24 protein-coding genes are annotated in these 26,055 nt (G+C 46.5%); 13 read left to right on the forward strand and 11 right to left on the reverse strand.

The genetic code is table 11. From position 1 onward, the window contains the following. Positions 1–21: 21 nt before the first annotated feature. A complete protein-coding gene (locus tag JK130_RS09680) occupies positions 22–1,146 on the reverse strand; it encodes a beta-ketoacyl-ACP synthase III (RefSeq protein ID WP_218354115.1) in 1,125 nt (374 codons plus the stop codon). A 532-nt stretch (positions 1,147–1,678) separates the two neighbouring features. Here JK130_RS09680 and JK130_RS09685 point away from each other — a divergent pair. After that, on the forward strand, positions 1,679–2,479 hold the full coding sequence (locus JK130_RS09685; RefSeq protein WP_218354116.1) for a M48 family metallopeptidase: 801 nt from the start codon (positions 1,679–1,681) through the stop codon (positions 2,477–2,479). Between the two features lie 126 nt (positions 2,480–2,605). Here JK130_RS09685 and JK130_RS09690 read toward each other — a convergent pair whose 3' ends face one another. Next, the gene (locus JK130_RS09690; RefSeq protein WP_218354117.1) at positions 2,606–3,478 is read right to left on the reverse strand and encodes a mechanosensitive ion channel family protein; all 873 of its coding nucleotides are present in this window, start codon (positions 3,476–3,478) and stop codon (positions 2,606–2,608) included. Positions 3,479–3,909: 431 nt separating this feature from the next. Here JK130_RS09690 and JK130_RS09695 point away from each other — a divergent pair, with 431 nt between their 5' ends. From JK130_RS09695 to ruvX, 5 genes are all read left to right on the forward strand, one after another. Beyond that, positions 3,910–4,086, forward strand: a complete 177-nt coding sequence (locus JK130_RS09695; protein ID WP_218354138.1) for a hypothetical protein — start codon at positions 3,910–3,912, stop codon at positions 4,084–4,086. 108 nt (positions 4,087–4,194) lie between these two features. Continuing rightward, complete coding sequence (locus JK130_RS09700; protein WP_218354118.1) at positions 4,195–4,923, forward strand: 16S rRNA (uracil(1498)-N(3))-methyltransferase; 729 nt, start codon at positions 4,195–4,197, stop codon at positions 4,921–4,923. Between the two features lie 136 nt (positions 4,924–5,059). Further along, on the forward strand, positions 5,060–6,019 hold the full coding sequence (gene gshB, locus JK130_RS09705; protein WP_218354119.1) for a glutathione synthase: 960 nt from the start codon (positions 5,060–5,062) through the stop codon (positions 6,017–6,019). A 3-nt stretch (positions 6,020–6,022) separates the two neighbouring features. Beyond that, the gene (locus tag JK130_RS09710; protein WP_218354120.1) at positions 6,023–6,589 is read left to right on the forward strand and encodes a YqgE/AlgH family protein; all 567 of its coding nucleotides are present in this window, start codon (positions 6,023–6,025) and stop codon (positions 6,587–6,589) included. After that, positions 6,582–7,013 carry a Holliday junction resolvase RuvX gene (gene ruvX, locus JK130_RS09715; RefSeq protein ID WP_218354121.1) on the forward strand — a complete coding sequence of 144 codons (432 nt, stop codon included), beginning with the start codon at positions 6,582–6,584 and terminating at the stop codon, positions 7,011–7,013. Before JK130_RS09710 ends, ruvX begins: the two co-directional genes overlap by 8 nt. An 8-nt stretch (positions 7,014–7,021) precedes the next feature. Here the strand turns inward: ruvX and JK130_RS09720 are convergent, their stop codons facing one another. Genes JK130_RS09720 through JK130_RS09730 form a run of 3 tightly spaced genes read right to left on the reverse strand, consistent with a single transcriptional unit; the run spans position 7,022 to position 9,536 of the window. Further along, entirely contained in the window at positions 7,022–7,378 is a 357-nt protein-coding gene (locus JK130_RS09720; protein WP_218354122.1) for a putative signal transducing protein, read from the reverse strand. Between the two features lie 2 nt (positions 7,379–7,380). Further along, a complete protein-coding gene (locus JK130_RS09725) occupies positions 7,381–8,487 on the reverse strand; it encodes a PilT/PilU family type 4a pilus ATPase (protein WP_218354123.1) in 1,107 nt (368 codons plus the stop codon). 11 nt (positions 8,488–8,498) lie between these two features. Further along, on the reverse strand, positions 8,499–9,536 hold the full coding sequence (locus JK130_RS09730; protein WP_218354124.1) for a type IV pilus twitching motility protein PilT: 1,038 nt from the start codon (positions 9,534–9,536) through the stop codon (positions 8,499–8,501). A gap of 29 nt (positions 9,537–9,565) precedes the next feature. On the opposite strand from JK130_RS09730, the gene JK130_RS09735 reads away from it, so the two are divergent. The 4 genes from JK130_RS09735 to JK130_RS09750 are packed head-to-tail and all read left to right on the forward strand — an operon-like array spanning position 9,566 to position 12,132. Next, on the forward strand, positions 9,566–10,255 hold the full coding sequence (locus JK130_RS09735) for a YggS family pyridoxal phosphate-dependent enzyme (RefSeq protein ID WP_218354125.1): 690 nt from the start codon (positions 9,566–9,568) through the stop codon (positions 10,253–10,255). A gap of 43 nt (positions 10,256–10,298) precedes the next feature. After that, complete coding sequence (proC, locus tag JK130_RS09740; RefSeq protein WP_218354126.1) at positions 10,299–11,117, forward strand: pyrroline-5-carboxylate reductase; 819 nt, start codon at positions 10,299–10,301, stop codon at positions 11,115–11,117. 19 nt (positions 11,118–11,136) lie between these two features. Then, positions 11,137–11,679, forward strand: coding sequence for a YggT family protein (locus tag JK130_RS09745; protein ID WP_218354127.1), 543 nt, complete (start codon positions 11,137–11,139; stop codon positions 11,677–11,679). Between the two features lie 21 nt (positions 11,680–11,700). Continuing rightward, positions 11,701–12,132, forward strand: coding sequence for a DUF4426 domain-containing protein (locus JK130_RS09750; RefSeq protein ID WP_218354128.1), 432 nt, complete (start codon positions 11,701–11,703; stop codon positions 12,130–12,132). A gap of 57 nt (positions 12,133–12,189) precedes the next feature. Here the strand turns inward: JK130_RS09750 and yaaA are convergent, their stop codons facing one another. Then, the gene (gene yaaA, locus JK130_RS09755; protein ID WP_218354129.1) at positions 12,190–12,966 is read right to left on the reverse strand and encodes a peroxide stress protein YaaA; all 777 of its coding nucleotides are present in this window, start codon (positions 12,964–12,966) and stop codon (positions 12,190–12,192) included. Positions 12,967–13,302: 336 nt separating this feature from the next. Between yaaA and tal the strand changes: the two genes are divergently transcribed. The 3 genes from tal to JK130_RS09770 all read left to right on the forward strand — a co-directional run bounded on the left by tal (position 13,303) and on the right by JK130_RS09770 (position 16,396). Then, positions 13,303–14,262, forward strand: a complete 960-nt coding sequence (gene tal / locus JK130_RS09760) for a transaldolase (protein ID WP_218354130.1) — start codon at positions 13,303–13,305, stop codon at positions 14,260–14,262. A 91-nt stretch (positions 14,263–14,353) separates the two neighbouring features. Continuing rightward, entirely contained in the window at positions 14,354–16,000 is a 1,647-nt protein-coding gene (pgi, locus tag JK130_RS09765) for a glucose-6-phosphate isomerase (RefSeq protein ID WP_218354131.1), read from the forward strand. A 219-nt stretch (positions 16,001–16,219) separates the two neighbouring features. Then, a complete protein-coding gene (locus JK130_RS09770) occupies positions 16,220–16,396 on the forward strand; it encodes a DUF3545 family protein (RefSeq protein ID WP_218354132.1) in 177 nt (58 codons plus the stop codon). 130 nt (positions 16,397–16,526) lie between these two features. Here JK130_RS09770 and ung read toward each other — a convergent pair whose 3' ends face one another. The 5 genes from ung to JK130_RS09795 form a co-directional block, all read right to left on the reverse strand. Then, a complete protein-coding gene (gene ung, locus JK130_RS09775) occupies positions 16,527–17,183 on the reverse strand; it encodes a uracil-DNA glycosylase (RefSeq protein ID WP_218354133.1) in 657 nt (218 codons plus the stop codon). Continuing rightward, positions 17,180–18,472 carry a threonine synthase gene (gene thrC / locus JK130_RS09780; RefSeq protein ID WP_218354134.1) on the reverse strand — a complete coding sequence of 431 codons (1,293 nt, stop codon included), beginning with the start codon at positions 18,470–18,472 and terminating at the stop codon, positions 17,180–17,182. Before thrC ends, ung begins: the two co-directional genes overlap by 4 nt. A gap of 17 nt (positions 18,473–18,489) precedes the next feature. Further along, the gene (thrB, locus tag JK130_RS09785; protein WP_218354135.1) at positions 18,490–19,425 is read right to left on the reverse strand and encodes a homoserine kinase; all 936 of its coding nucleotides are present in this window, start codon (positions 19,423–19,425) and stop codon (positions 18,490–18,492) included. A gap of 16 nt (positions 19,426–19,441) precedes the next feature. Beyond that, the gene (thrA, locus tag JK130_RS09790) at positions 19,442–21,907 is read right to left on the reverse strand and encodes a bifunctional aspartate kinase/homoserine dehydrogenase I (RefSeq protein ID WP_218354136.1); all 2,466 of its coding nucleotides are present in this window, start codon (positions 21,905–21,907) and stop codon (positions 19,442–19,444) included. Between the two features lie 384 nt (positions 21,908–22,291). Then, positions 22,292–25,690 carry an ATP-binding protein gene (locus JK130_RS09795; RefSeq protein ID WP_218354137.1) on the reverse strand — a complete coding sequence of 1,133 codons (3,399 nt, stop codon included), beginning with the start codon at positions 25,688–25,690 and terminating at the stop codon, positions 22,292–22,294. Positions 25,691–26,055: the final 365 nt, after the last annotated feature.

Genomic DNA, 26,055 nt, shown 5'->3' on the forward strand with positions numbered 1-26,055 from the left:
TAAAAAAACAGGCCATTGCGCTTAGCGCTTTTGCAACACCAGACTACCTATAGAATAGCCCGCACCAAATGAGCATAAAACGCCATAGTCGCCCTGGGTTAAATCTTTGTGGTGCAACCCAAAGGCAATAACCGAACCGGCTGACGCGGTATTGGCGTACTCGTCCAGCACTATCGGCGCTTCCTGAGCATTAGCTTCACGTCCTAACAGCCGCTTACAAATCAGGGTGTTCATATTAATATTGGCCTGATGCAGCCACCAGCGCGTGACATCAGCCGCAACTAAAGAATGGCGGGCTAAATGCTGCTCGATATGATCAGCTGCCATGGGGCAAACTTCTTTGAAGACCTTACGCCCTGCCTGATGAAACAACTTATCGGGACCATACGGGTCAACATCATTTGCGCGGCTCATATAGCCGAAGTTTGAGCGAATATTATTTGAATATTTAGTCAGCGCCTGGGTACTCAATACATCATAAACATGCTCAGCATTCGCTGTTTCAGCAGTTTCGAGCACAGTAGCTGTGGCAACATCCCCAAAAATAAAGTGGCTGTCTCGATCGGTGTAGTTAATTTGCGGAGAAACCAGCTCAGGATTAATCACCAGTACACATTTAGCATTACCCGCTGCAATCATTTCATACGCCCGGTGCATACCAAACGTGGCAGCAGAGCAAGCCACCAACATATCAAAGCCAAAGCCCTCAATGCCCAGCTGCTCCTGAACCTCGATGGCAATGGCCGGATACGAGCGTTGGGTATAAGCGCACGAAACAATCACAGCGTCGACATCGCTGGCCTGTTTGTTGGCTTCGGCAAGGGCCTTTTTGGCGGCATGCAGAGCTATCTCGGCCTGATCAGACAACTCGGTTTCTGAGCGTTCTGGAATGCTGGGTCGCATCCGCTCTACCTCCAGCGCGCCCTCTTTACAATAAATATAACGTTGCTTAATGCCAGAAGCTTTTTCAATGAATTCGGCGCTTGAGTGAGGTTTAGCCGCTACCGTGCCTGCCTCAATCTCTTCATTATGCTGGGCGTTAAAAGCATCTGCATAAGCATTATAGCTTGCTACCAGCTCTTCGTTGGTGACAATAAACTCTGGGTTCCAGACACCTACACCACTTACTACAATCTGTTGTGCCATTGTTATCTCTTTGGTTAGTGAGTTAATACTTACCGGCGTCTTATCTGCTATTGCAGCGTACTGCTGCTTTTACACACGGTTATTAACATAAATGATATACCAGTGTAGCTTATCGCGTTATTTCGACCTTGTCATGGCACAAAAAAGCCCGCTACAACGTTGGATACAATTGGCCTGGTTATTCTTTAGGTTCACGTTGGGCTATCCCCGGCATGACTAGCAAAAGAAAACAAACTAAAACACCCGCTATACGTAACTTTATTGTCTGTGATTTTTGTAAAACCGGGACCTTGTTAAAAGTATTTGTCTGGGAGTGCATCTTTTTACGAGCGCGGTGCGTTAACAAACAAATAGCACTTACAAAACCGGCTAAAGGCTGACGTAGTGTTAATGCAACTTACTCTTTATGAAACAAATTTGGAGCATACTGTAAACCGCTGGTACTCATATTCGCGAACCAGTAAACTGAGCATCAATACGGGTACTCGAACTGCTACAATCATTGTTAAAAATAACCAATAAGGATTTTTATATGTCTGCGTGGATAAAACCTCTGCTTGCTTTGGGCCTCACCGTGGTACTAAGCGGCTGCGCTACATCCCCCACAGGCCGTAATCAGGTACTGCTGTATTCTTCTGATCAACTTGAACAAATGGGTGACCAAGCATTTTCGAGCATGAAAGAAGAGCTGAAAGTCTCCAACAAGCGGGTGCAAAATTCTTATGTTGAATGTATTGCTAACGCCATTACCCCTCATGTACCGCAGTCTGTTTATGCTGGACAGTGGGAAGTTGTGGTGTTTGATGATGAACAGGTAAACGCATTTGCCTTACCCGGTGGAAAAATAGGGGTTTATACCGGCCTGCTGAATGTTGCTGAAAACCAGGACCAGCTGGCGGCGGTTATTGGCCATGAGATTGCTCATGTTATTGCCGAGCACGGTAATGAGCGCATGTCGCAAGGCACCCTTATAAATATGGGCTCGCAAGCTGTTGGTCAGGTATTGGCAGCAAACGAAGTCAGTCAGACCGGCCCTATTATGGCGGCAATTGGTTTGGGGGTTCAGGTAGGTGTTCAGTTGCCCTTTAGCCGCACTCACGAGTCTGAAGCAGACGTCATTGGTCTTCAGTTGATGGCTCAGGCTGGTTTTAATCCTCGCTCTTCTATTCAGCTTTGGAAAAACATGGATGCGGCCAGCTCGGGCGAACGCCCGATGGAATTCTTATCTACTCACCCGGCCCCGCAAACGCGTATTGAAGAATTACAGGCTAATATGGGCCCTGCATTAGCTGATTACCAAAATACGTCACAGCGACCTTCGTGTAAGTCATAAGCATGCCATGTGCTGGTATACCGGTCACAGATTTAGGTTGGTTCAGACCAACATTATTTAACCTGGGTCATCAGGTATAAAAAAAGCGCCACAAAGGCGCTTTTTTTTATTGTTACAACAAACTTATTACGCTCTGGCCTCTTTGGCGGTTGCGTCTTTGTCACCGTTATCTTCTTTGTAAAAATGAACATCCATTTGTGGATAAGGTATCGTAATGCCTTCTTCGTCAAAACGAAGTTTCACTTTTTCGGTGAAATCGAGTCGCAGCGCAAAGTTGTCTGCCGTGCTCACCCACGGACGAACAATAAAGTTAACGCTGTTCTCACCTAGCTCAGATACTGCAACAAGCGGCGCTGGCTCTTTTAGCACCCGCTCGTCAGCGTGCACCAATTCTTCCAGAATTCTTTTGGCTTTAAGTAAGTCATCGTCGTAGCCGATACCAAATACCATATCGCAACGACGTGTCTCTTTGGCCGAATAGTTAGTGATATTGTCATTATAGATTTTACCATTCGGGATTGTGATTTCTTTGTTATCCAGGGAGGTCATGATGGTATGAAAGATACCGATTTTCTGGACGATACCCGTAGTGCCAGCCGCTTCGACAAAGTTACCGGATTTAAACGGTTTGAAGACCAGCAGCATTACACCGGCAGCAAAGTTTTTCAAAGAATCCTGCAATGACAAACCAATTGCCAGACCCGCAGCACCGACGATAGCGACCAGAGAAGTCGTGTCTACCCCTAACTCATTTAACGAAGCCACTATAACAAACAACATTAATATGGCGCTGATGATCGATTCTAAAAAGTTTATCAGCATTTCGTCATGTTTTGATTTCGCCATAAGGCGACGAAACATCGACATTATAAAGCTAACAACAATACGACCAATAACGAAGATGATAATGGCCATGGCAACATTGATAGCCCATGGCACCGCATATTCGTTGAAGTACATCTGAATATCTTCGGTAGATACCAGGTCTATATTTTCCATTTTTCACTCCCGCAGTATGGTTTGACAACTCACTGATAATTATACGCTAACAGGTTAGCTTGGGCCGATGCAATGATTCTGGCGCACAACCCCGGTGTGCAAAAAGCTCAGAGGGTTATACCACTGATTGACCAGAATCGATTTATTTAACGTATCCAACCACTCAGGACGGTGGGCACTGTCATATTGTTACAAATTACGCTTAATGCAAGTAGCTGTTTTCAATATTATTTAGAAAATAAAACCAAATACGTGCTTATTTAAGGTGACATGGCCTGTCCAAACTTACTATCATGGATGCTTCCCTGCTCCGAATGCTAACGGATCAAGCTGTATCACGCCTCGGGGAAGATCTCAGTAACCCTTAGACTTCTGACTTTCAAGTGTCTCTAAGCGGTTGGCTTTAACCTGACGAAACCAAGGATCAGACAATGTTATTTCTTACAGTGCTTTTTGTCATTGTAGTAGTGTTGTTTGCCTATGCACTAGCTTCAGACAAAGGCAAAAACACCATTCATGCGCGTCGTAACGCGCCGTCCCCTGCTCCTCGTTCACTAAGCCGTATATCGAAGAAATCCTCACCCAAGGTGGTATCCATCAGTTCTTAATCCGGTCGCTACCGGGGTTGAGGTTGGTTTTTGAAGGGCTGACAGGCATTGCTTCTGCCGGGCTAAACTCGTTATCATTATACTTACTCTAAACAAGAAGTATGTTGCATGCGCATTCCTCGCTTTTACCATAACGGCCCTATCGCCACCGACACTGAGTTTTCTTTAACTTCTGAAGCAGCGCATCATGCCAGCACTGTATTAAGAGTAAAAGCCAATCAGCCGATTGTTTTATTTAATGGTGACGGCAACGAATACAGCGGTCAGATTATCAGCGTGGCCAAACGAGAGGTCACGGTTGAGATGGATGCCTGCTTGTCGCTGAATGTCGAATCGGCGCTGACTCTACACCTTGCTCAGGGGGTCTCTAAAGGCGATCGAATGGACACAGTGTTGCAAAAAAGTGTCGAGCTGGGAGTCACCGAAATTACGCCGGTTATTACTGAGCGCTGTACGGTAAAGCTGGACGAAAAACGCTGGGAGAAAAAGTTTCAGCAGTGGCAAAAAATTATTATCGGCGCCTGTGAACAAAGCGGCCGTAACACCCTGCCTACCCTTCACCGGGTACAGACGTTACATCAATTGCTGGCCGGCTCTACCCGACAACAGCGGCTGGTTTTGGCCCCCGGCGCCAGCAGTATTTTCAGCCGTACCGCGTATTGCACCCACGGGTATCGTTTGTTGATAGGCCCTGAAGGAGGGCTGTCTGCCAGTGAAATTCGACAGGCAACCGAGTCAGGCTATGAGGCGGTCAGTATGGGCCCACGTATTTTACGCACTGAAACCGCAGCTATTGCCAGCTTGAGCTTACTTCAGGGTATCCACGGCGATATCTAAAAGTTGTTGGCTGCGCGGTATTACTGAATATTCATAACTGCGCGTACAGATTGATAAATTAGCCAAACCGACCTTGAAAAATGGCGGCCGGGCGCCATATTCAAAAAACACTCTTATCAGATAAAAGTAGACTGCCATGACCTATACCGTGGGCGTGGTGATGGACCCCATCGCCAATATCAAACCGCACAAAGACACCAGCTTTGCCATGATGCTTGAGGCTCAACGCCGTGGCGCTACTGTGGTTTATTTTGAACCTGGCGATCTATACCTGGACAACGGTAAGCCAATGGGGTTGGCACGTAACATTACGGTACAAGACACTAACACAGACTTTTATCAGCTAGGTGAACGTTATACCGTGGCTTTAGGGCAGATTGATGTGCTGCTGATGCGCAAAGATCCACCCTTTGACAGCGAATTTTTATATTCAACGCAGGTGCTCTCTTTAGCCCAGCGAGACGGCGCATTAGTCGTCAACAATCCGCAGGCGCTGCGCGATTATAATGAAAAGCTATTTACCGCCTGGTTCGGCGACTTAATCCCGGATACGCTGGTAACTAGCAATGCCGCTAAAGTTAAAGAGTTTCACGCAACCCACAAAGACATTATTTGTAAACCGCTCGATGGTATGGGCGGTGCGTCAATTTTCAGAATTAAAGAAGATGGCAATAATCTGGGAGTGGTTATAGAAACCCTTACCCAGCATGGCCGGCGTTTTATGATGGCGCAGCGCTACATGCCGCAGATTAAAGACGGCGATAAACGCATTTTAATTGTTGATGGCGAAGTGGTGCCTTACGCATTAGCACGTTTGCCCGGCAAAGGCGAAACCCGGGGTAATCTTGCCGTAGGTGGTACCGGTCGCCCGCAACCATTAAGTGAGTCCGACCACAACATCGCCCGTGCTATTGCCCCGGTTTTAAAAGACCACGGGCTTTTGTTTGTGGGTTTAGATGTTATCGGCGATAAAATCACAGAAATAAACGTTACCAGTCCCACCTGCGTAAGAGAGATAGAAGCCAGTTACGATATTAATATTATGGCGATGCTATTTGATGCGATAGAGCGTCGTTTGAAGTCTACACCGGAGTAATGCATGACCGAGCTAAAAAGCTTACAAAATCATTTGCTCATTGCGATGCCGTCACTTGATGACCCGTTTTTTGAGCGTTCGCTTACCTACATTTGTGAGCACAACGACGAAGGCGCTATGGGCATTGTAATAAACCAGCCTTCGTCAATGAATTTGCAGCAATTGCTAGAACAAACTGATAAAGACCTGGCCGTTGCTGAAAATAAACAAGAACAGATTGTGCTGACCGGGGGCCCGGTAAATCAGGAGCGTGGCTTTGTGTTGCACTCTGATCAGGGCCAGTGGAGCTCAAGCCTGACGCTGGCTGACAATATTGTTATTACCACATCAAAAGACATTTTGTCTGCCATTGGTACCAACGCGGGGCCGGATAAATCATTGATTGCTCTTGGGTACGCAGGCTGGACCGCCGGTCAGTTAGAAAAAGAGCTGCAGGATAATACCTGGCTCACCATTGAAGCTGACCCCGATATATTGTTTAACACCCCTATCGGCGAAAAATGGCAAGCGGCGGTAAACAAACTTGGTATTGATGTGTGGCAATTAACCCCGGATGTTGGCCATGCGTGAAGCTGGCCAGCGTACTGTGCTGGCGTTTGATTTTGGTACAAAAAGTATTGGGGTGGCTGTGGGTCAGGAAATTACCGGCACCGCCTCGCCTTTAGCGGCGCTAAAAGCCAACGATGGCATTCCGGACTGGGAAAAAGTCGGCCAGCTATTTACCGACTGGGCGCCCGACCTGGCTGTAGTCGGGCTGCCCTTAAATATGGATGGTACTGAACAGGAAGTCACCAAGCGCGCCCGAAAATTTGCCAATCGGCTAAACGGGCGGTTTAAAGTCGTGGTCGATACATGGGATGAACGGTTGTCTACCGTCGATGCTAAATCGATGTTATTTGAACTGGGCGGCTTTAAAAAGCTGACAAAAGAAAAAGTTGATAGTGTTTCTGCCTGTGTCATTTTTACCAGCTGGGCTGAAAACCAATATCAATAACGCCTGATTCAGGGCGTAGGCAGGGGTGAACACTGCGGGCAGTCAGATTCAGGCTTAGGTGCCTGACATTGCCAGCAAATGGCAAATTCACCTTCGTTTGCTTCACCACATTGCTGACACTGCCAGTCTGTCTTTTCACCGCTGTTGCGGTCATCTTCTTGTAAAGTATGCACCAGTTTACCTGCTTGTTGTGACCAGCTTTCATCAAGTAACCATACCTGTTGCTGAACATCCTGCCAGGGTAATTCGCCAACCGCCCCGGCTACATATTCGTTCTTCATTAAATATGGGATACCCGCCGTTTCTAACTCGCTACGCAGCCGCTGAATTAGAAATCGATCGTCACTGCCAAACAGTTTTTCCATAATTAATCCATATCAATAGATACATTAGTTAGTGAGCCCAGATCGGTACCCTCACTTGCATCAAGTTTGACCATCAAGCGTAAGTCATTTGGAGAGTCAGCATGATGCAATGCCTGCTCCAGGTCAATATCTCCGCGCTTATACAAGTCATACAACGCTCTGTCGAAGGTCTGCATGCCAGACTCGCGGCTTTTGTTCATGGCCTCTTTTAACTCGCCAATGCGATTGTTTTGAATCAACTCACTGACAAAAGGCGTATTTAACAATACTTCAATAGCAGCCGTTCGGGAGCCATCCTGAGTAGGCACTAACTGTTGGGCCACGATGGCACGTAAGTTCAGGCTCAAATCAAACAGTAATTTTTTATGCAGCTCTTTTGGCGCTAAATGCATAATACGTTCGATAGCCTGGTTGGCGTTGTTTGCATGCAGGGTAGCCACGCACAAGTGGCCGGTATCAGCAAAAGACATGGCGTATTCCATGGTTTGCATAGAGCGTATCTCGCCTAACAAAATGACATCGGGAGCCTGACGCAGCGAGCTTTTAAGGGCATCTTCAAATGAGTGTGTATCAATACCCACTTCACGTTGGGTTACCACGCACTTACCATGACGATGGATAAACTCTACCGGGTCTTCAATGGTTAAAATATGGCCTGAAGAATTATGATTTCGATGGTCAATTAGAGCGGCCAGCGAGGTTGATTTACCTGTACCGGTAGCGCCCACCATTAATATGAGCCCTCTTTTGCTCATAATCACATCTTTAAGCACCGCCGGCAGTCCCAGGTCATCAACTTTAGGAATTTCGGTAACAATGCGCCGTATTACCATTCCTACCGAGTCGCGCTGCCAGAAGGCCGAGCACCTGAACCGGCCCAGACCGCTAATGCCCACTGCAAAGTTGGCCTCTTTCAGCGAGTTCAGTTCTTCAATATAACGCGACTCCATAATGCTATGAACCAGTTCTTTGGCCTGAAACGCAGACAATTTGTCGCCGCCCAGGCTGGTCAGCTCACCATTAATTTTGGCACTAATCGGAAAACCAGCGGTTATAAAAACATCAGAAGCGCCTTTATCAGTAGCCTGGCGTAAAAAGTCAATTAACACGAGCGAAGTCCTTAAAAGGTATTTTGTTTGTCTACCGACTTAGCGGCAGCATCTTGTTGAGAGACAATTCCTTTTGCAACCAAACGCTGCAAACACTGATCCATGGTTTGCATACCAATGGCTTGTCCGGTCTGAATAACAGAGTACATTTGCGGTACTTTGTCTTCGCGTATCAGGTTTCTGATAGCCGGCACCCCAAGCATAATCTCGTGAGCAGCAACACGCCCGCCGCCAATCTTTTTAAGTAGAGCCTGCGAAATTACGGCTCTTAACGACTCGGATAGCATAGAACGAATCATCGATTTTTCAGCGGCCGGAAATACATCGACAATCCGGTCAATGGTTTTTGGGGCAGAGTTTGTGTGTAGTGTACCAAAAACTAAATGGCCGGTTTCAGCAGCTGACATGGCCAGGCGAATGGTTTCTAAGTCGCGCAGCTCGCCCACCAAAATTACGTCAGGGTCTTCACGCAGTGCTGAGCGTAGCGCGTTATTAAAGCTATGCGTGTCACGATGCACCTCACGCTGATTAATCACACTGGTTTTATTCTGGTGTACAAACTCAATAGGGTCTTCGATGGTTAAAATATGGTCGCGTTTTTGCGAGTTGATATGGTCTACCATTGCCGCCAATGTGGTACTTTTACCCGAGCCGGTGGCACCGGTAACCAATACCAGCCCGGTGGGCTGATTGATAATATCTTTAAATATTTCAGGCGCACCCAGTTCATCTAACGTCAGTACCCGGGAAGGAATGGTTCTGAGCACCGCCGCCGCGCCGCGATTTTGAACAAATGCGTTAACCCGAAACCGTGACAAATCTTTTACTTCAAAAGAAAAATCGAGTTCCAGATTTTCTTCGTATTCCTTACGCTGGCTGTCATTCATGATCTCATAGATTAACGCATGAACTTGCTCATGATTAAGCTCAGGGATATTCAGCCGGCGCATTTGGCCGTCGACCCGAATAATTGGCGGTAAGCCTGCTGAAAGGTGTAAATCTGATGCGTTATTCTTAACACTGAAAGCCAAAAGTTCGGTAATATCCACGAAAATATCTCCATATCGTTAGGTGCTCTATGCAAACAATAGCAGAACGACTGAAAACCACCTATGCACGTATAGATCAGGCGACTGCGCAGGCTAATCGTCCTTTAAAATCTGTCCAAATACTAGCGGTATCAAAGACAAAACCGGTATCTGATATCAGGCTAGCGTATGAAGCCGGACAACGTTTGTTTGGCGAAAATTACATTCAGGAAGGCGTAGAGAAAGTTCAGGCACTGTGTGAGCTTGCCGATATTGAGTGGCATATGATTGGCCCCGTGCAATCTAATAAAACCCGCCTGGTTGCTCAAAATTTTGCCTGGGTGCAATCGCTCGACCGCATCAAAATTGCCCGTCGCCTGCATGAGCAGCGCCCCGACGAACTGCCTCCTCTTAATGTCTGCATACAAGTAAATATTGATGACGAGTCGTCTAAATCTGGGGTTACAGCGGCACAGCTACCTGAGCTTGTCGAGGCGATTGAGGGCTATGATCGGCTATGTTTACGCGGACTTATGGCTATTCCCAAAGCGACCACAGATACCGCTCAGCAACACCAGACACTAACTCAACTGGCAGAATTATTTAGCCAATACCATACAAAGCTGAGCAATTTTGATACCCTGTCCGTAGGTATGAGCGGCGATTTAGAAGTAGCCATTGCTCACGGCTCACATATGGTCCGTGTTGGTACGGCTATTTTTGGCGCCCGAAATCCGTAACCTTTTACCGCTTATTTTTTTAAATAAAACTAATAGGACACTCATGCAACAGAAAAAACTCGCCTTTATCGGTGCCGGCAATATGTGCCGGAGCATTATCAGCGGACTTATTCAGTCAGGCTATGACAAAAACCTGATTATGACCAGTAATCCAACCACAGAAGAACTGGACGCAATGGAGCAGGAATTTGGCATTAAGACCTCACAGTCTAATGATGAAGCTTGCGCCTTTGCTGATGCCGTGGTGCTGTCTGTAAAACCTCAGATTATGGGTAAAATGTGCGACGCCCTGAACAAAGACGGTTTTGAAAATAAATTGTTTATCTCTATTGCTGCCGGTCTTACGGTAAGTCGTCTTAAAGAAATGCTGGGCGGCGACGTCGCATTAGTACGCGTTATGCCAAATACCCCAAGTCTTTTGGGTAAAGGCATGTCGGGTTTGTTTGCTGAAGAAAATATTTCCAGCGAAAACCGTCAGTTTGTCGAAGACATGATGAACGGCGTCGGCGCTACAGTCTGGACCGAAAAAGAAGATGAAATAAATGGTGTTATTGCCGCTGCAGGTAGTAGCCCGGCGTATTTCTTCTTATTTTTACAGGCAATGCAAGAAGAAGCGATTAAGATGGGCTTTGACAAAAAAGCCGCGCGTATTATGGTGCAGCAATCCATGCTGGGGGCCGCAGAAATGGTCTGTCAAAATCCAGACCTTGAATTAAGTGAATTACGTGCACAAGTTACTTCAAAAGGCGGAACCACTGCCGCTGCGGTCAATACTCTTATTGATGAAGGCTTAGAAGATACCGTAGCCAAAGCTATGCGAGCGGCCGTATCACGAGCCGAAGAAATGGCCAAAGAATTTTAAACCAGCAGGAAAGATTTAGATGAACGCATCGGTATTTTTAATCTCTACACTGTTCAATCTTTATTTAATGGTAGTGATTTTACGTTTGTGGCTGCAACTGGTTCGGGCCGATTTTTATAATCCTCTGAGCCAGTTTGTTGTAAAAGCCACCCACCCTATTGTGGGTCCGATGCGTCGGGTTATTCCTTCATTGGGTCGGTTTGACACCGCCACTTTTGTGCTGGCGGTAATTGTTTCTTTTGCCAAATTGGCCACTATATCGCTGATTTTTGGCTCAGGAATACTTAACCCTTTGGTTATGTTCTTTGTTGCTGTGATAGACGTGTTTAAAGAAGCCTTTTCTCTCGTATTCTGGGTATTGATTCTACGAGCCATCTTAAGTTGGGTGTCGCAAGGCAATAACCCTATAGAATACGTATTACACCAGCTAACCGAGCCATTTTTGGCACCTATCAGAAAAATCATTCCTCCTATTGGCGGATTAGATCTCTCTATTTTGGTCGCCATTGTTGCCTTGCAGTTTATTCAGCTGTTATTGCAAGACACCTTTGGTTTGTATTGAGCGTCATTTAAAAGGCAGACGATGATTAGCGTAAAGCAGACAGTAACCGGTTTTTTGCTTATGGTAATGGCCACCTTTTTTGCCAGTGCTGAGCAAAAGAAAACCCTGGGCAACTGGGATGTTCACTACATGGTAGTGAACACTGCTTTTTTAACGCCCGATGTGGCTAACGCTTATGATATTGTCAGAAGCAAATATTCTGCGCTGGTTAATATTTCAGTGCTAAACAAAGATAATCAAAAGGCGCAACTGGCAGATGTGACCGGCAGCGCTACTAACCTGTTAGGTACAAAACATAAGCTAACGTTTAGGCGCATTGAAGATGGTGAGGCAATTTATTACCTGGCGGTGTTGTCGTTTGATAACTTAGAAACCTTCCGCTTTGCCATAGATATTCGTCAGGGTGACGCACGCCATACTCTGAAATTTCAGCAAAAGTTGTATACAGAATAAAAAAATAGCCGGGTTTATACCCGGCTATTTTTTGATGTTTACGTTAGCAAATCTGAGCTAGCTTTGCTCTTCGCGTAAAAACACTAAATCGTTTCCGCTACTTTGTTCTTCACTAAAGTAATATCCCGCTACATCGAATTTGTGTAATCCTTCCACCTCATCAATCTGATTTTCCAGTATGAAGCGCGCCATCATGCCGCGGGCTTTTTTGGCATAAAAACTGATGACTTTATAGGTGCCATTTTTTTTGTCTTTAAATTGTGGGGTAACAATTGCACCATCCAGCTCTTTTTTCTTCACGGCTTTAAAGTATTCATTTGACGCCAGATTAACCAAAACATTATCGCCTTGATCTGCCATCGCCTTATTAAGCTTACTGGTAATAAGACTGCCCCAAAACTGATAAAGGTCTTTGCCCTGACTATTATCCAGTTTGGTGCCCATTTCAAGTCGGTACGCTTGCATTAAATCTAACGGTCGTAAAACCCCATAAAGCCCCGATAATATACGAAAATGCTGCTGCGCATAATCTACCGCCTTGGGGCTTAGGTTGTAGGCATCTAAACCGGTATATACATCGCCATTAAACGCATACATCGCCGGACGCGAATTAGAGGGGGTAAAAGGGGTAGCAAATTCGTTAAAGCGTTGGGCATTTAACATTGCCAGTTTATCGCTGATATTCATTAATGACCCCACCTGCGCAGGAGATAATTCGCGACACCGCTCAATCAGCTTTTTGGCTTCATCAAGCAGTTCAGGTTGAGTATAAGAGTCGGTAGGAAGTGGCGACTCAAAATCAAGGTTTTTTGCGGGGGAAACAACAACCAACATAATAGCTCCAACAAGAAAACGAATAACGCAAGTGTATAGAACTGCTGCTCATTGGCAAATTGAATAACTGCATCAGCTTAATCAATATATCGATTGAATAATGACAAACCACCCCAATGATTACTAGTGGCAATGTATCGCGGTTTTTCATACAGTGGTCAAGGCAATGCAATAGAGGTAAACCCTCTCCTTTGGGCCGCAGTATTGGCGTTTATTAATCGCCTTAGTTTGCAAGATTATTGTTGCCGCCCCTATTTTCTTTTAACCGGTTGGTGAAGGGTTTTCCCGGATAACCGGTTAACATACGCTTTATTAATTAAAAATTCAGAGAGATATATGACTAATCAGTTAGAAGCATTACGCGAGATAACCACAGTAGTGGCTGACACCGGCGATATTGAAGCGATTAAGAAGTATCAGCCTGTCGATGCAACCACCAATCCCTCTTTGCTTTTGAAAGCCGCCAGCCTTCCTCACTACGCACAGATTGTTGACGATGCCGTTGCGTGGGCGAAGCTACAATCAAAAGATCATGAGCAACAACTTACCGATGCCGCCGATAAACTTTCGGTTCTGATTGGTAAAGAAATTTCAGGTTCAGTACCGGGTCGCATTTCTACAGAGGTAGACGCACGTTTATCGTTTGATACCGAAGCGACCATTGCTAAGGCAGAACGGCTGGTTGAACTTTATGCCGATGAAGGTATTGATAAATCACGTATCTTAATAAAAATTGCTTCAACCTGGGAAGGAATACGCGCTGCTGAAGTATTAGAAAAAAAGGGCATCAACTGTAACCTGACATTGTTATTTAGCTTTGCCCAGGCTCGGGCCTGCGCCGAAGCCGGTGCGTTTCTTATATCGCCATTCGTTGGCCGTATTTTAGACTGGCACAAAGCGAACAGTGACAAAAAGGATTATGCGCCGCATGAAGATCCGGGCGTACAGTCGGTGACTCAAATTTACGATTATTACAAGCAATATGGTTACGAAACCATTGTCATGGGTGCTAGCTTTCGCAATATCGGCGAAATACAAGCTCTGGCAGGGTGCGATCGTCTTACCATTAGCCCGGCGTTACTTGAAGAACTGGCCAATGAAACAGCGCCGCTTGAAACTGTGTTAAAAGACAAGGGCGCCAGTGAGACACCGTCTACAGAGTTAAGTGAAAGTGAATTTCGTTGGGATATGAATGAAGATGCTATGGCCACCCAGAAACTGGCCGAAGGTATTCGTAATTTTGCTGCTGACCAGGTCAAACTTGAAGTCACTTTGAAAGAAAAGCTTGATATGTAATTCGTCTAGGACGCAAATCGCTATGTTTAAGTAAGGTTATGTTTATTGCATAACCTTTTGCTTTTAAGAAAACCAGATAAAGGAGTGTTACATGACCACTTTGACCGGTCAGCCTCAATGGCAGCAGCTTACCGAATTAGCAAAATCGGTTAAACAAACGCATATGCGTGATTTATTCGCTAACGATTCTCAGCGCGCTGAGTCTATGCAAGCTGAAGCCTGTGGTATTTTTTTAGATTATTCTAAAAACCGGGTAACCGATGAGGTAATGACCTCTCTATTTGATTTAGCGCGTGCCCAGGGGTTAGAAGAGGCGCGTGAGCGTATGTTTTCAGGTGCGCCTATCAATAAAACCGAGCAGCGCAGTGTTTTACATACCGCATTACGTAATCTTTCTAATCGTCCGGTTAAGTTAGATGGCGAAGATGTTATGCCTGAGATTCAGGCAACATTAGACAAAATGCGTGATTTTACCCAGTCTATTCATAATCAAACGCATACCGGCTATACCGGCAAACCGATAAAGCACGTAGTGGCAATTGGTATTGGCGGCTCATTTCTGGGACCAAAGATTATGACTGAGGCGCTTAAACCCTATCGCAGTGAAGCGGTACAGGTACACTTTGTGGCCAATGTTGATGGTTGCCATATTCACGATGTATTAAGCGCTCTGGATCATGAAGAGACATTGATAGTTATGTCTTCAAAGTCTTTTTCTACCCAGGAAACATTACAAAATACCGTGTCTGCCAAGCAATGGTTTTTAGCGGCAGGAGGAAGTCAGTCTGATATTGCCCAGCATTTTGTGGCCGTATCATCAAATGTCTCCGCGGCTACAGAATTTGGTATTACAGAAGACAATATTTTTCCTATGTGGGACTGGGTAGGTGGCCGCTATTCACTTTGGTCAGCAATTGGTTTGCCTATTTGTCTGGCCCTGGGCTACGATAATTTTCATCGGTTGTTAAAAGGTGCTCATCAGATGGACGAGCATTTTTCATCGGCACCACTAGAGCAAAATCTGCCGGTAATTATGGCAATGCTGGGTGTGTGGTATCGCAACTTTTTCGACGCTCAGTCGCATGTTCTGTTGCCTTACTATCATTATTTAAGAGGGTTGCCAGCGTATGTTCAACAGCTCGATATGGAAAGTAATGGCAAACGTACAACCTTAGCAGGTGAAACGGTTAACTATGAAACCGGTCCAATTATCTGGGGCAGTGAAGGCACTAATGGTCAACATAGTTTTCATCAATTGATTCATCAGGGCACGTCAATAATTCCGGCTGACTTTATGTTGCCTTTAAACGTACCTAATCAAAATGACACTCACCATGCAATGCTGGCATCAAACTGCTTTGGGCAGACCCAGGCTTTAATGCAGGGCAAAACCTTTGATGAATGTTATGCCGACCTTGCAAATGAAACCGACGAAGAGCGTCGTTCAGAACTAGCTGCGCATAAAACAATGCCGGGCAATAAGCCCAGCAATACGCTGCTATTTAATGAACTAGACCCAGAAACACTGGGTGCTTTAGTAGCATTATACGAGCATAAAGTATTTGTTCAGGGCGTAATCTGGGACGTGAATTCGTTTGATCAATGGGGCGTTGAGTTAGGAAAACAATTAGGGAATGAAGTATTAGACGGCATTCAGGGCAACGCACAGCCTGACCAGTTTGATTTATCTACGTCTCAGTTAATTGACAAGTTTCGACGGGCTAACTCAATAGATTAGTTCAGCCAAACTATCAGATAACAACATAACCCGCTAAAACGACCTTAACAGGTCGTTTTTTTTGCGCATAAATCGTTGGAATAATTAAATAAACGAGAAAGAGTGTTAACAGAAGGTAAATATTTATTTTAATTCTTGCGTAGCTGTGCTAAAAATTAGTCTAAAGGATAATGCGTATACTTAGTAATTGTTGTAAGTGGTAACATTAAGGAGATCCTCGTGGACAAGTCAGATCTATTTACCATGCTAAATATAGAAGCAACGCCAGCGAAAACTAAAAGCAAAAAACGCAAATGGCGAGAAATTGAAGCATTGCAAGACCGCTTCGCATTAGAAAAAGAACTTGCCGATTTAGATTATAGTTTTGAGTATGAACTTGAAACGATGGAACGCTGAAAACACTACGACCACCTTTTAACCGGTGGTCGTTTTTGTTTAAAGAGTGCAACTTCGCTTGCCTGGCATGTCTGAACGAATTGTTTAGTTATAAAGCTTTGCCAATAACGCGCGGGTGAGTATTGCCACGTTATATCTGCCAATGAATGGGCGTTTTGTCTTGCGCCTCAAGTAACGAATTGGCTTGAGAAAAGTGCCGCGACCCTAAAAAGCCCCGATGTGCAGACAACGGCGATGGATGCGGTGCAGTCAATACATGATGCCGCTGCGTATCAATGGCTGCTCCCTTCTTTTTGGCATGGCTGCCCCAAAGCAAAAATACCACACCCTTGCAGTGTGTATTAACGGCATCAATGACGGCATCGGTAAATGTTTCCCAGCCAAACTTTGCATGGCTATGGGCTTTACCCTGCTCTACCGTAAGCACGGTATTAAGCAATAAAACGCCCTGTTCAGCCCACGACGTTAGCGTGCCGTGGGAAGGAACAGTAAATCCATCAATATCACTGGCTAATTCTTTATAAATATTGCCCAGTGAGGGCGGTGTTTTAACCCCAGGCAATACCGAAAAGCTTAACCCATGCGCCTGGTCAGGACCGTGATAAGGGTCTTGCCCTAAAATAACCACCTTTACGTTATCAAGCTCGGTAACTTTAAGCGCAGCAAAAACATCTTCTCGCGGCGGGTAGATATTTTTATCCGTGGCCCGCTCCTGCTCTACCCGGTTCATCAAAGTGTTAAAATACGGCTTGGTTTTTTCTTCGCCCAGTACGTCGTGCCAGTTCATTTTTTATCTTTTAATAGTTGCTGCATATGCGCTTTCAAGTCGTCGTAACTTGCGCTTAAATCCACAGACAGACTATCTTCACCCACCACCGCAGCAAGTTCACGAGGTAAGCTAATTGGCTGTCCTAATACGTTTTCTACGGTTTCACGAAACTTCGCGGGATGTGCGGTACCCAAAAACAAGCCGGTTTCGCCTTGCTCCAATGAGTGACTTAACACCCGATAGGCAACGGCGGCATGCGGTTCGCTGGTATAACCCGCCTGTGCTAACTGACGCATCGCCATTTGCGTGTATTGCTCATCTACGGCTTCACCGTGAACTATGTCCTTATCGATATAGCCTTTTTCTATCAATGCTTCAATGCGCGGCCAGTTATTAGGTTGGCTTACATCCATGGCATTTGAAATTGTCGCTACGGTAGTTTTAGGATCCCATTTTCCCGTTTTTAAAAAACGTGGAACCGTGTCGTTGCTGTTTGTTGCCGCAATAAAACGTTTTACGGGTAAACCCATTGCTTTGGCGATAAGGCCCGCGGTCAAATTACCGAAATTTCCGCTGGGCACAGACACTACCAGTGCTTCACGTTGCTTGGCCGAAAGCTGGCTAACCGCTTCAAAATAATAGCAAACCTGTGCTAGCAGACGACTGATATTAATTGAATTGGCCGAGTTAAGATGCAGATCGTCGCGTACCTCAGGATCATCAAAAGCCTTTTTCACCAGCGCCTGGCAACTATCAAAATCGCCTTCAACCGCTACAGTATGAATATTGTCACCCAAAGTAGAGAAAAGCTTTTCCTGCAGCGGGCTGATTTTGCCTTTAGGAAATAAAATAACCACATCAATGTTTTGTATGCCATGAAAAGCATGAGCAACGGCAGCGCCGGTATCGCCCGAGGTGGCCGTTAATATAGTAACGGGTTTGTTTTTGGCAATCCGCGATAAACACTGGGCCATAAAACGGCCACCAAAGTCTTTAAAGGCCAGAGTGGGTCCATGAAACAGCTCTAAAGTAAAGATGTTGTCGCTTACCTGCGTAACCGGCGCACTGAAGTTAAAGGCACTTTGTACTATGTCATCCAGTACTCCTTCACCCAGCTCATCGCCAATAAGTTGCTGCAACAAAAAGATACTGCGTTCTACAAACGGCATCTGTAAGACGGCTTCAATGTTATCAACTTTGGGAATATCAGTGGGAAAATACAGCCCCTGGTGTTTTCCTAAACCCTTGGTCACCGCTTGCGAAAACGATACGGTATCACTGAGGTCTTTTAAATTTTCTAATTTCACAATAAATACCTTTACAGTTACTTAACGCCTTTAGCGGGAATGCGACAAACATGGCTAAAACCGTCACTGTTTTGAATGTAATTTTTATCAAGCCATGCAGCCATATCACGCGCTTGTTGTAGCTTCTGGCACACAGCAAAAACTGTGGGGCCTGACCCGGAAATACCAAACGCTAACGCGCCGGCATCAATGCAGTAACTTCTTGCTTCATCAAACCCGGGTAGCAAGGCTTTACGATAAGGCTCGGCGATAACATCGTTCATTACCACCCCGGCCAAAGTTTCGTCCTGAGTATGCAATGCATGCACAAAAACCCCAAGCTGGCGACCAAATGTCAGTCCGGTAGACAAAGGCACCGAGGCAGGCAGGATGTCTCTGGCCTGCGCAGTCGATACGGTGATACCTGAATAACAAACCACCCAGTACCAGCTGTTTATTGCCGGCAATGACACGGTTAAAGGCGCTTTTTGGCCGGTCATTAACGTAATGCCACCTAAATAGCATGGGGCCACGTTGTCGTAATGAACACTACCGCTTATCTGTCCTTCCAGCTCACCCATCATGTGCAACAGCTCATTTTTGGTAAAAGGATGTTCAAAATAGACATTTAACGCGTGCAAGGCCGCCACTATAGAGCTGGCACTTGAGCCCAGACCACTGCCTATCGGCAGATTTTTTTGCAACGTCAGCGCTACCGGGTGAGTAGGCTGACCGTACTTTACCATTGCTTCGATAAAATGTTCGTAGCAGTGAGTAACGATATTGGCGTTTTCGTCGGCAGGCAATTTATGCGCAAAAGGTCCGGCGATGGTAAGTGAAAACTGTTCAGCCCGGTTAATTTCGACCACATCCCCTAATACCGCGCCATCAATAGGTTCAATTGCCGCACCCAGAACATCATAACCTAAACTGAGGTTTCCTATTGAGGCTGGGGCATACGCTGTTATAGTCATGATATATCCTTGTCTTTTAGCCTGCGTTTTGTTTCCAGGGCATGGTACGCAGAATATCTGCGAAAACCCCTGCAGCCGTGACGGTTGAACCCGCGCCGTAGCCTCTTATAATATAGGGGCTAGGCTGATAATAATCACTACTGATTGCCAGTGCATTTTCGCCTTCTTTGACCGCCGCTAAGGGATGATCTTCAGCGACCGCCTCAATAGTAACCCGGCATTTGTTTTCATCAATGCTGCCTATGTATCGCAATACTTTGTTTTGCTCACGGGCCTGAGCGACTTTGGTGGCAAAGTTATCATCTAACTCTGGCAGGCGTGACATAAATTCGTCAACCGAACAGTCAGCGGCAAACCCTTCTGGTAGTACTGACTCAATTTCAATATCGCTAAGCTCCAGCTCCAGGTCGGCTTCGCGAGCCATAATTAATAGCTTGCGGGCTACATCCATGCCGCTGAGATCATCCCGTGGATCAGGTTCGGTAAAGCCATTTTGTTTGGCGGTACTGGTCGCTTGTGACAAGCTCATGCCCTCATCAAGCTTACCGAACACATACGACAGGCTTCCTGATAAAATACCTTCAAACCGGTGTAGGGTGTCGCCTGCGCTAAACAGCTTTTGAAGATTATCGATAACCGGCAACCCTGCGCCTACCGTGGTTTCGTACAAATACTGACGATTTGTCTGCAAGGCGGTTTTTTGCAATTTTCGATAGTACTCAAGCGAATCGGTATTGGCTTTTTTATTAGGCGTTACCACATGAAACCCCTGTTCCAGCATATCCACATACTGTCCGGCAATATTGGCATTACTGGTACAGTCAACAATCACCGGGTTAACCAAACTATTATGGCTCACAAACTGATGTAGCCTTTCTACCGAAAAGTGTTCGGCTGACTGTTGTAAAGCGTGTTGCCAATTATTGCTAATATCAATGCCTTGCGGGTCAAGCAATAATTGCCGGCTATTGGCAATACCATAGACGCGCAGCTGGACATTGCGCTTTAACAAAGCGGGCTGCTGGCGGGCGATTTGCCTGAGCAACTCTTTACCTACATTGCCACACCCTACCAAAAATACATCAATAGTATGGCGGTTTGAGAAAAAATTCTGATGAATCACCCGCACCGCCTTTTTCGCATGTCGGGCTTCAATGACCGTGGAAATAGAACGCTCAGAAGACCCCTGAGCAATCGCAACATTGTTCACCCGCGCCTGGGCCAGAGATACAAAGAACCGAGCTGCCAAGCCTTTAGTATGACGCATGCCATCGCCCACCAGCGTGACTATCGCCAGCTCTCGTCTAAGCTCGATGGTATCTAATAGCTGGTTTTGCAGCTCCAGAGCAAAAGCATCTTCTAATAAAGCTAATGCTTTGTCGGCGTCTTTGTCCTGAATACAAAAACTGATGCTGTACTCGGAACTAGACTGCGTAATAAGTGAAATTGAAATATTGGCATTGGACATAACCTCAAATACCCGGCTGGCCATACCTACCATGCCTTTTAATCCGGGTCCGGCTACATTAAACATAGTGATGTTATCAAGCTGCGAAATCCCTTTCACTGAAGTCCAGGTTTCGCTGGGCTCATTTGATATCAATGTGCCGGGCGCCTCAGGATTAAGCGTATTTCTGATTCGACAGGGTATGTGGTGCTGCGCAATAGGTCCGATGGTTTTGGGGTGCAAGACTTTAGCGCCAAAATATGACAGTTCCATGGCTTCCTGATAGGTCAGTTTGTCCAGCAATACCGCACCTTCAACCTGATTTGGGTCAGCATTATAAACCCCATCTACGTCGGTCCAGATCTCACAGGTTGTAGCATCAATACAGGCGGCCAGTATGGCGGCCGAATAATCAGAACCATTACGTCCTAATGTCACTTTTTCGCCCTTTTCATTGGCGGCGACAAAGCCTGGCATTACCAGTAAGGTATCGGGGTTTGCGCGTACATCAGAAAATCGCTGTTTACTGACAGCCACATTTGCGATGCTGTCAAGCCAGTCTCCTTCAGCCACAATACAGGTGGTAGGGTCAATTATCTGAGACGCCACCCCCTTCGCACTCAAGATTGCGTTGAACAACGTGACACTGATGTATTCACCTATGCTTAAAATACTGGCCGCCACAGCGTCTGGGACACATTTAAGCAATTGAATTCCCTGCAATTGCTTTTGCAGATGCATAAGTTGGCTTTCAATGAATACCGAAACTTTTTTGCCATCAAAATTAGGCAATGTTGCTTGTAAGTTTTCAGTAATACCATTGACTAACGCCGCCAGCTTATCTAGTAGCGCCTGATATTCCCCCCCACCTGAAGCCTGCTCGCATAACAACGCTAACGCATTAGTCACCCCTTTTGGCGCTGAGAGCACAACGGCTGCGCCGTCGGTTTGGTGGGTGGACATGCTAATCTCGGCAACACGTAAATAACGTTGCGCGTCGGCCAGAGAAGATCCACCAAACTTTAACACTTTCATTTGTTGCTCCTTTTATTGGGGGTTAACCACATAACGTTTAAAATTTTTTGCAAAAAAAAACCCGCTCTCGGTGAGGGCGGGTTTTTGGTATCGGTGCTTTTTGCGCACTAACCAACTGCCGCCCTCTTCGGGGTGGTCATCATAATCATGCCGGTGGTGCGAATCTTTATGCTCATGAATCCAATTTGACGTATAGACGTCTATATGTCAACCCGCAATTGCGGAAATCTGGGGTAAGAATTAACAAGCGCGATCTAGACCACGAAGGTTTGTGAGGCTTTACGTTTAAATCTGGCAACACGAAAGAATGGGTAACATGGGTGTTAGCTATTTCATTTGGTCGACGGCGGTCGCCGACCAAAAACTCAACATTTATTTGCACGTCTAACTTTCATTCACAAAGGTGCGTAAGGCCTCAATATCAACCGGCTTCACAAAATGTATGTTAAAACCAGCGGCTTTCGCCCGCTTTTTATCGGCCGCCAGCCCATAGCCTGTAAGGGCAGCCATGGGCGTATCAGGTAATTGCCGGCGCAGATGTTTAGCGACTTCGTAGCCATCCATTCCTGGCAAACCTATATCCAGCAACATAACCTCGGGCTGAAATACCTTTATCTTTTCAAGGGCATCAGAGCCATTATGAACAAGGGCAACCTGATGCCCGGAAATCTCCAATAGCACCGCTAAGGTTTCGGCAACATCCTGATCATCCTCGACCACTAACACCCGCTTACCGCAAACCGTTTTTTTTGCGGCCTTCGGTACTGGTGGTTTGTCAGTAGCAGCGCCGGACGCCAGCGGCAGTGTCACTACAAACTCTGCGCCTTTATCCAGCCCATCACTATATGCCTCAACCTGGCCCCCATGCAACTTCACAAGCCTTTGCACAATAGTGAGTCCGATGCCCAATCCACCTTTAGAACGGTCCAAACCACGCTCGGCCTGTCTGAAAAGATCGAAAACATGCTCAAGCACTTCAGGCGACATACCAATGCCTGTATCTTTTACCCGTAGCTCAACCGTTTGTTGTTTGCACTCTAACGTCAGTAAAATCTTACCGCCTGGGTCGGTGTACTTAGCGGCATTGGTAAGCAGGTTTAGCAAGATTTGCTCAAGTCTGACCGAATCGCCTAAAACCGGCACGGGCTGTTCTGGTAACGAGAGACTTAACTTATGGCCATTTTCATCCATCTGAGTTTGCACAATCTCTAAAGCGTCGGTGGTCACCTGAACTAAATCAATTCGCTCCTGTTTAATCTCGACCAGGCCGCGTGTGATGCGCGACACGTCCAGCAAATCATTTACCAGCCCTTGCAGTATCCCGGTTTGGCGGTTCAGAATATCCAGGTACCGCCGGTTATCATGCTGCTTATCGTCATTACAGTCCTGCTCTAACAACATTATTGTGTTACTGATAGCGCCAAGAGGATTACGCAATTCATGAGAGAGCATAGCCAAAAATTCATCTTTGCGACGGTCTTCCTGTTTTAGCCGTTCATTAGCCATGCCTAACGCTTTGGCAGCTTCACGCCGCACGCGGGAAAGTTCAAGACATGCGCCAACTCGGGCGGTAAGTTCGCGAGCCGAAAATGGCTTAACCAAATAATCGTCTGCGCCTGCTTCAATGCCCTCAACCCGCGCTTCTTCACCCGCTCGCGCAGATAAGAGAATCACCGGAATACTTTTGGTAAGCTCATGACTTCGCAGCCTTTGCAGTAGCCCGAAGCCGTCAAGTCTGGGCATCATTACATCAGTTAACACCAGGTCTGGCGGGGATTGTGTTATTCGCGCAAGGGCGGCCTCACCATCGCTAACGGCTTCTACATCCCAGTGATGACCTAGCAGCCGATGCAGATAATCGCGCATGTCGGCGTTGTCGTCTGCCAGCAGCACTCGCGCCCGGGTTTCGCCAGTTAATCCGGCGGGTGAAGAGGTCTGTAACGATTGGGGGCCAGGTTCGTCCCCTTCAATGTCGCCTTTATGGGGCAGCCAGCGCAGCGCTTCTTCAACGTAAGGCCTGGCTCCAATGGTAGTAGGCTCGAGCTTTTGAGGGACATTAATTTTGTCGGGGGGCAGGTGCTCTTTGCCGTCCAAAATACGGACAATAAAGGTTGTACCTTCGCCAACTTTACTACGTACATCAATATGACCGCCATGCAAGTTAACTAACTCCCGTACAAGCGAAAGACCGATGCCTGTCCCCTCATGAGTGCGGCCCAAGGCGTTTTTTACGCGGTGAAAACGCTCAAAAATATGCGTCAGCTCGTCATCAGCAATCCCCGTGCCGCTGTCTTGCACCTGTAACTCAACCTCTTGGTTAACCTGGCGCAGTACCACACTGATGGTCCCCTCAAATGTGTACTTCAAAGCATTGGATAGCAAATTAAGAACAATTTTTTCCCACTTATCGCTATCAACATAAACCTTATTATCAAGGTCTTGGATATCTACAACCAAGGCAAGTCCTGCCTTTTCAATGGCAGAACGAAAGGTGCTGACCAGCTCCAGCGTGAACCGGGTTAAATCGGTAGGCGCATAGCTTACATCAGTACGCCCCGCCTCAATTCGTGAAAAATCGAGCAGCGTGTTAACCAGTTTTAGCATACGAAGCGCATTGCGATGAACCATTTCCAGCTCTTCTGGCGCAAGTATTTGATCCGAGTGGCGCAATGCGTCTTCTGTTGGACCAAGCATCAATGTTAAAGGGGTGCGCAGTTCATGGCTGACATTCAGGAAAAAAGCGGTTTTAGCGCGATCAAGTTCGGCCAGTGCTTCTACCCGTTTGCGCTCTTCTTCATAGGCACGGGCGGTGCCTACTCTTCTGGCTATCTGATCGGCCGCAAGGCGTATAAGCTCCTTGTATGCATCGTCAAAGACCCGCACCGGACTCACGCCAATCACTAAAAAACCATAAGGCTGCCTGCCCGAACCGGTGAGCGTAGCGACGACAACCTGGTTGGGAGACTCTTGCCAGCGCCCTGCGGGCATCGCGTCTACAGTGTTAACCACATCATTTATTACCAGCAGGCTATCTGCCGAAATGTCTGCCAGTGGCCAGGCTTGCGGGCCGGTATTATCTAATGAAATAGTGAGTGGCTTACCTGGTCCTGCATAGTCATCCAGCCCTGCCGAGGCAGCAAGCGTCGCATTTTGCCCGTCTTCATTAATCAGGTATAACAAGGCAAAAGGAAAATCAGCATCGTTACCGGCCAATACTTCAGCGGCCATAACACAGGCATTCTCGGGTGAAGACGGGGTTGCCTGAGCACCAAGATCGCGCAGCAAAAGTAACTGGCGTTCGCTTTGAACCTGTACGGTGGTTTCCTGACAGGTAACAAGGACACCACCAATATCGCCGGCATCGTCACGGACCGGACTGTACGAAAAGGTGAAATAGGTTTCTTCGACAAAACCTTTGCGATTCATGGGTAAAAACAGGTGCTCATTCCAGGTGGCCCCTTTACCACTGAACACATGTTCTGCCTGAGGCCCAACAATATGCCATATTTCCTGCCATACTTCGGCGCCTGGCTGGCCCATGGCAGTGGGGTGTTTTTCACCCAATACGGGTAAATACGCTTCGTTGTATACATGCACCAAATCAGGCCCCCACCACAGGGTCATGGGAAAGCGGTTTTCAAGCACCATTGCTGCTGCGGAACGAAGGCTGGCTGGCCAGGTGTCATAAGCGCCAAGCGACGTCTTTGCCCAGTCAAATGCTTCCAGGCGTAACGCCAGGTCGTCGCTTCCTTTAAGTAAACTCTCGACGTGTTTTTTTTCCATTTTTCTGCCTCGCCCTACAATGCTACCCGGACGACCTGCTCGTGCAAATTTCACTTACCAAGCGCGCCACTATGCTATACATCGAAAAAAGTTATTATTAAGTAAGAAGAGGCCTGAGAGTAAGGCGACATGTGAACAAAAACTATATCAACTTCGTATAACAGACGCAAAAAGTAGCACTAAATAAAATAATGCGATGTTGTACAAGGTTTATATAACTATAGGCCCCTTTGTACCGATAAAAAATAGAGAGTGTAAAAATATCGGTGTTAGAAATTATCTTCTTACGAGACTGTAAAATATTTTGTGTAAATGGCTGATTGCACTGTTAAATCCGATCTTGGTACATGATCTCGAATTGCGCC

Source organism: Alteromonas lipotrueiana, assembly GCF_019249245.1.
Lineage (GTDB): Bacteria > Pseudomonadota > Gammaproteobacteria > Enterobacterales > Alteromonadaceae > Alteromonas > Alteromonas lipotrueiana.

Excerpts from the sequence above, each read along its gene's own strand:
- JK130_RS09680 (WP_218354115.1), bottom strand. The coding sequence starts at position 1,146 with ATGGCACAACAGATTGTAGTAAGTGGTGTAGGTGTCTGGAACCCAGAG.
- JK130_RS09685 (WP_218354116.1), top strand. The coding sequence starts at position 1,679 with ATGTCTGCGTGGATAAAACCTCTGCTTGCTTTGGGCCTCACCGTGGTA.
- JK130_RS09690 (WP_218354117.1), bottom strand. The coding sequence starts at position 3,478 with ATGGAAAATATAGACCTGGTATCTACCGAAGATATTCAGATGTACTTC.
- JK130_RS09695 (WP_218354138.1), top strand. The coding sequence starts at position 3,910 with ATGTTATTTCTTACAGTGCTTTTTGTCATTGTAGTAGTGTTGTTTGCC.
- JK130_RS09700 (WP_218354118.1), top strand. The coding sequence starts at position 4,195 with ATGCGCATTCCTCGCTTTTACCATAACGGCCCTATCGCCACCGACACT.
- gshB (WP_218354119.1), top strand. The coding sequence starts at position 5,060 with ATGACCTATACCGTGGGCGTGGTGATGGACCCCATCGCCAATATCAAA.
- JK130_RS09710 (WP_218354120.1), top strand. The coding sequence starts at position 6,023 with ATGACCGAGCTAAAAAGCTTACAAAATCATTTGCTCATTGCGATGCCG.
- ruvX (WP_218354121.1), top strand. The coding sequence starts at position 6,582 with ATGCGTGAAGCTGGCCAGCGTACTGTGCTGGCGTTTGATTTTGGTACA.
- JK130_RS09720 (WP_218354122.1), bottom strand. The coding sequence starts at position 7,378 with ATGGAAAAACTGTTTGGCAGTGACGATCGATTTCTAATTCAGCGGCTG.
- JK130_RS09735 (WP_218354125.1), top strand. The coding sequence starts at position 9,566 with ATGCAAACAATAGCAGAACGACTGAAAACCACCTATGCACGTATAGAT.
- proC (WP_218354126.1), top strand. The coding sequence starts at position 10,299 with ATGCAACAGAAAAAACTCGCCTTTATCGGTGCCGGCAATATGTGCCGG.
- JK130_RS09745 (WP_218354127.1), top strand. The coding sequence starts at position 11,137 with ATGAACGCATCGGTATTTTTAATCTCTACACTGTTCAATCTTTATTTA.
- JK130_RS09750 (WP_218354128.1), top strand. The coding sequence starts at position 11,701 with ATGATTAGCGTAAAGCAGACAGTAACCGGTTTTTTGCTTATGGTAATG.
- yaaA (WP_218354129.1), bottom strand. The coding sequence starts at position 12,966 with ATGTTGGTTGTTGTTTCCCCCGCAAAAAACCTTGATTTTGAGTCGCCA.
- tal (WP_218354130.1), top strand. The coding sequence starts at position 13,303 with ATGACTAATCAGTTAGAAGCATTACGCGAGATAACCACAGTAGTGGCT.
- pgi (WP_218354131.1), top strand. The coding sequence starts at position 14,354 with ATGACCACTTTGACCGGTCAGCCTCAATGGCAGCAGCTTACCGAATTA.
- ung (WP_218354133.1), bottom strand. The coding sequence starts at position 17,183 with ATGAACTGGCACGACGTACTGGGCGAAGAAAAAACCAAGCCGTATTTT.
- thrB (WP_218354135.1), bottom strand. The coding sequence starts at position 19,425 with ATGACTATAACAGCGTATGCCCCAGCCTCAATAGGAAACCTCAGTTTA.
- thrA (WP_218354136.1), bottom strand. The coding sequence starts at position 21,907 with ATGAAAGTGTTAAAGTTTGGTGGATCTTCTCTGGCCGACGCGCAACGT.
- JK130_RS09795 (WP_218354137.1), bottom strand. The coding sequence starts at position 25,690 with ATGGAAAAAAAACACGTCGAGAGTTTACTTAAAGGAAGCGACGACCTG.